General features: G+C 51.2%; 4 protein-coding genes. 3 read left to right on the forward strand and 1 reads right to left on the reverse strand.

What is annotated here, in order from left to right:
- Window positions 1-756 precede the first annotated feature (756 nt).
- From I2H19_RS09785 to I2H19_RS09795, 3 genes are all read left to right on the forward strand, one after another.
- Complete coding sequence (locus I2H19_RS09785) at window positions 757-1,296, forward strand: hypothetical protein (protein WP_195622539.1); 540 nt, start codon at window positions 757-759, stop codon at window positions 1,294-1,296.
- Between the two features lie 281 nt (window positions 1,297-1,577).
- On the forward strand, window positions 1,578-3,368 hold the full coding sequence (locus tag I2H19_RS09790) for a hypothetical protein (RefSeq protein WP_195622540.1): 1,791 nt from the start codon (window positions 1,578-1,580) through the stop codon (window positions 3,366-3,368).
- A 216-nt stretch (window positions 3,369-3,584) separates the two neighbouring features.
- Entirely contained in the window at window positions 3,585-4,499 is a 915-nt protein-coding gene (locus I2H19_RS09795) for a hypothetical protein (protein ID WP_195622541.1), read from the forward strand.
- 90 nt (window positions 4,500-4,589) lie between these two features.
- Here the strand turns inward: I2H19_RS09795 and I2H19_RS09800 are convergent, their stop codons facing one another.
- Window positions 4,590-4,793, reverse strand: coding sequence for a hypothetical protein (locus I2H19_RS09800; RefSeq protein WP_229089898.1), 204 nt, complete (start codon window positions 4,791-4,793; stop codon window positions 4,590-4,592).
- Between the last annotated feature and the right edge of the window lie 48 nt (window positions 4,794-4,841).

Consider the following 4,841-nt stretch of genomic DNA (forward strand, 5'->3'; position numbering starts at 1 on the left):
CAACGACGAATTCTAGGCGGTGTCCCCTCCCTTTCAAGAAAGGGAGGGGGCGGGGCATGCCCCGCCTCTTACACCACATCTCTGCGCGCTACCAGCGCCATTTAGTAATCCGGCAGTATTTGAAAAGAAAGTCCTCCGAATCGTAAAGGGATATGGGCACTCTCTTTCTCTTAGCAAAACCGCTTATCGCGGTGCTGGCGATGTCAAAATTGTTACGGGCGTTGCCATTACCAAGGACGAGATTTCGACTATTCCAAACAAGTTAAGGCATAAAATCGTTGAGGGAACGGGGCAAAGTTGCGCGGGCGATGCGTCGGCAGCAGCATCTACGCTCGGTCGAATTAGCTCGGCAAGAATGATTGAGCCTCATGCTTTTCCCGAAGCAGAACGACAAGTTCTGCTTAGCATGGAAGACCAGCCATGATCTCCATTTGATTATAGCGTCACTATCAAATGCAATTTAGGCACTTGTTGCTTAAGCTCTTTGACCTATTGAGTGGCTGCTTGTTAGAGTGCCATTCAATAGGTCAAAATTGCACTGCAGTTCTCGCCAATTACGAGAAGCTGCAACTTGCACGTATTGCTACGGATGCCTGCAAGGTCGACAAAGCGCTCAAAGAGCGGATGGACGAAAGCGTTCACGTTTGAAACTGTTTCCTTTATCAGCTCGATCCGACAAGGTCTGAGCTTGTGCTTTCGCAGCTTATTGAGAGATGTCGGGACGAAATAGTAAATATGGACGGAGGAAAGTAGCCGATGATCGAGAATGTAAACTGTTTGGTGAATGTGATAGCGGCTAGCAGTGCCCTGGCAGCCGTATTCATCTCTCTCTATCTATATTGGGCCGCCCAAAGGCCCGACGTCATCGCCTATCTTTCTCATGATAGGGACAACGGATGCGTCCTTTTTGAAGTCAAAAACATAGGAAAAGGCGTAGCCATGGACGTGGAGATCGACTCTTTCGATTTTGACCTCGTGCAGGATAAGTATCGCGATTTCGTTTGTGAGCGTAGTTTTCTGGCTAAAGGCATCCCCGTGCTTGTTTCCGAAGCATGTCGCAATACCGTGATTCTCAAAGGTCCAGAAATAAAGAACTTTGATTCGGTCGTGTCTCAGGTGTCACTCAGCTATAAGAGGAAGGGGTTATTTGGGCTTAAGACCGAGAAGCGCCATTTTCCGCTGGACTACTACTCGTTTTGCGGGTCTATCTACACAAAGAGCGACTTACATAAGCTGAGGGTTGCGACAGAGGTTATCGCAGGGATTAGGACGGAAGAGCAGGCCAAAAGGGATTAGATCTTTGATTGATTGGGCCGATGTCCCACCATAGCGTATAAAGGGGCTACCTTTGCTGGACATACTTGGCCAACAAGAGGATTGTTCTTTCGAGGTCTGGGGTATATCGTCTAGCGCCGATATACCCCAGCATATTATTCTCTCCAATTACAATTTCACTTACCGCAGTTAAGGGTTCGAGACTTTGTTCACAGGATAAGAGTAATCCACTGACAGTTACAACTACTCAACAAACATTTGGTCTAGCACTGAAAACGAAAATGGTCGATTGGAGGATGCTCATGCAAGCTCAAGAAATCACCGAGGCAATTAAGAATTACATGCAATGCGACGCTATTGGTCTTCAAGCGTTAGTCCTGCATGGCGAATGGGGGTCAGGCAAGACTTATTATTGTGAGAAAGATCTTAAAGCTGCTCTAAAAGGAATAGACGTAAAGACATGTCGCGTGTCGCTATTTGGCGTGTCCGATTATGACGAGGTTCTCAATCGGGTTATCGCTTCCTGTCTCCCTTTATCTGATAAGGTTGCACACGGTGCGGGTGCCGCGATAAGCGCTTTAGTGAAAAACACTATTAAAGCTGGTTCCTCAATACTAAGCGAAAAAATCGAAGACCTTGGAATTCAGTTAACTCTAAAACCAGATTTGTTACTGCCTCTACTCGACATGAAGAAAGTTCTCGTGATTTTTGATGATTGCGAACGAAGCCGCTTCGCTCAAGACGATCGAGTATTTCTTGGGTTCGTAAACAATATGGTCGAAAATCATGGCTGGCATGTACTGCTTGTCAGAAATAAGCCATTGTCATTTGAGGATGAGAGCTCTGTCGAAAAAGCGATCATGAGGCAAATCCTATTTGAGCCTGATCTTCACACACTTTATCAGGGCTTAGTAAAACCCAAACTGCAATTTCCAGAACATATTGATTTTGATATTGATGACGCAATTATTGATGGAATTAAAGGATCCGCCATTAATGTAAGGGCTTTATCCAGATCAATTCCAACCATTAACTGCGTCTTGGGCACATCAGTTCTTGTCGATAAGACCGTAAAATCATACGGGAGAGCCCAAGCACTCTCGGATTTTATTAGTTATGCAGTCCTGGCATCGACAGGAAATACCCCCAAAAAGCCCGATACCTCAAACAAGGCTGTGAACATGATCGATAATTCTAAGGTCATTGAATACGAAAACTATTTACTGGTATCAAAGGCTCTTGCCCCCTTAACAGAAGGCGGGAAAGTAAGCCCTGGTGCTATCGAGAACTCTTTCAAGGAGTTTGTTCTAGCCAAAAACCCAGAATCCTCCGCGGATCTCGAGGCCCAAGACATAGAAAACCAATGGTTTGCTTTGCCCTGGCTGGAAGACGATCAGGTCAAATTATTAGCGAACCAACTTGAAATAATTTTAACTGAGGGACAGTATTCTCTAACTTGGTTTTATAAGATTATTAGGATCGCACTTAATCTAATTGATCTTGGATTCTGGAATGATTCATTTCGCGAGAAGCTTCTCGAATCGCTTCGACTCGCTGCCAGTCGTGACCCCAAGTGCAATGCGGCCGTATTAAGGCAAGAGCGGGCAATGGCCAATGACTTTTACGGTATGAACGCTGATCAAATTATGGATGAGCTTATATCAAACGTTGAAAAAGAGGAAAGTGAACGAGCATTAAATCGCATCAGCCTAGAGTTGTCCGATGTTGATGGGGATACAGGAAATACGCTCTCCGACCTATTTAAAGAAGCTATGCAGTCCGGGTACTCAAGGACGATTTTGAATGTACCAGCTGAATATGTTGCTGCGTCAATCTATGAAGGAACCGCAGCTTCTCAAATGTCTCTACATTCATTTTTCAATAGAAACATAAAGAGGTACTCAGATGGACAGAGCTTAACCGAAGCTGTTGAATGGTTAAGAAGCATTGACGACAGATTAGTCAAAGCCGGATCCAAATCACGCATGGGACAATTGAGGACCGAATGGATTCGCAATGACTTCAAAGAAGCTATTGAGGAGATGGACGAAAGGGCTCAACGTATATCGGCAGATTCCGATACAGACATGTGATTGAGCAAAGTCGTTCAATAGCTTGTTGGTATAGTACGTCTGGCTCAACCCGAGTCCATCCTTTCACCGACTGGCAAAACGATTTACACCTAATTATTGGCACTGTTCAGGGACATTTCCTTTGTTTACAGCCCGATCTCGCTAAACTAATAGCTGCTGCTACCAGGGCATTTTCTGGTGCACATTCTATTGGCTCCTGAGAAGATCGGAGCGGGTATGTTTGCTGCAAAGTCCTACACCAGCCGTCATTACATTGCGATTGTTGCCATGGCCTGCCTATGCGTTTTGCTGGGCGGGCCTTCTTATGCCGCGGGCGCGGAGAGCCTCATCATCGCGGGCGCGACGTACTGCGAGCCGGGCGTGTCGGGCCCCGGCTGGGCCTGGACCGATACCGACCAACTGGAGCTTAACGGCTACGCGGGCGAGGCCATCGGCGCCGAGGGCGACCTGGTGCTGACGCTTGCCGGGCAGAACTCCGTGACGGAGTCGCATGCGCCCGATGCGGACATCACGCTGTGCGGCATGGAGGTGTGGGGCAACCTGACGCTTCGCGGCACCGGGACCCTGACGGCGACGGGCTCGCAGTGCGGGATCCACGTTTCACGGACGCTCGTGGTGGACGGCTGCGCCGTCGATGCCCGGGCGGACGGGGCCGACGTCACGGACGAGGCCGTGGCCGGCGTGATCGCCGGCGACATGGCCGTGTGCGGCCGCGGGCGCGTCGTCGCCACGGGCGCCGGGTCCGGGGCGGGCGTGCGCGCTTACGGGGTGTATCTGCAGGACGCGGGCCTTGGCGACGGCGCGGCCGGCTGTCGGCTTTCCGTCGACGCCTCTTGGCTTGACGCGGCCGGTGCCGATGGCGGCATTGCGTGCACAGGCGGGTCGCTTGTGTCCGCACGGTTTGTGACGCCTGTCGGCGGGGTCTTTGGTGCTAGCGGCGTGGTAGATGCCGGCGGTTCGGCGGCACCGCATGTGGTGGTTGAGCCCGATGTGACCACGCCGCCGGCGGGGGAGACGGACAGGGGCGAGGTACCGGGCGATAGCGCGGACAAGCCTCCCGCCGATGCTAACCCCGCTGCCGGAGAGCCCACCACAGGGCCCACGGCAAATCCCTTGTTAGCGTCGGAATAATTTAGCCAAATATAGTCGGCCGAGATTGACCAATCCCGGCCGACCCATTTTAGCCAACACGCCCGCATCTATGACTTTCCTATCGCTTCCCTACATCCCCTCGGGCTGGATCCCCCTCACCTTCTCCGCCTGGGGGACGGCCTCCACCGAGTAGGTGTCGAGCCCCCTGCCGCGGTAGCTCGGGCCCCGCATCACGAACACCGACGCCTTGTCGAACAGCCTGTCGAGGGCGCAGAGGAGCGTGTCGTCGCCCGTGAAGAACTCAGGTTGATTTCCGATCTCAGCCGAACACATTAGGCGGACAGGCCGTTCCCGCAGCTAGCCGAACGCCCCCGAGGCCCC

Source organism: Collinsella aerofaciens (assembly GCF_015560135.1).
GTDB classification, from domain to species: Bacteria; Actinomycetota; Coriobacteriia; order Coriobacteriales; family Coriobacteriaceae; genus Collinsella; species Collinsella aerofaciens_AN.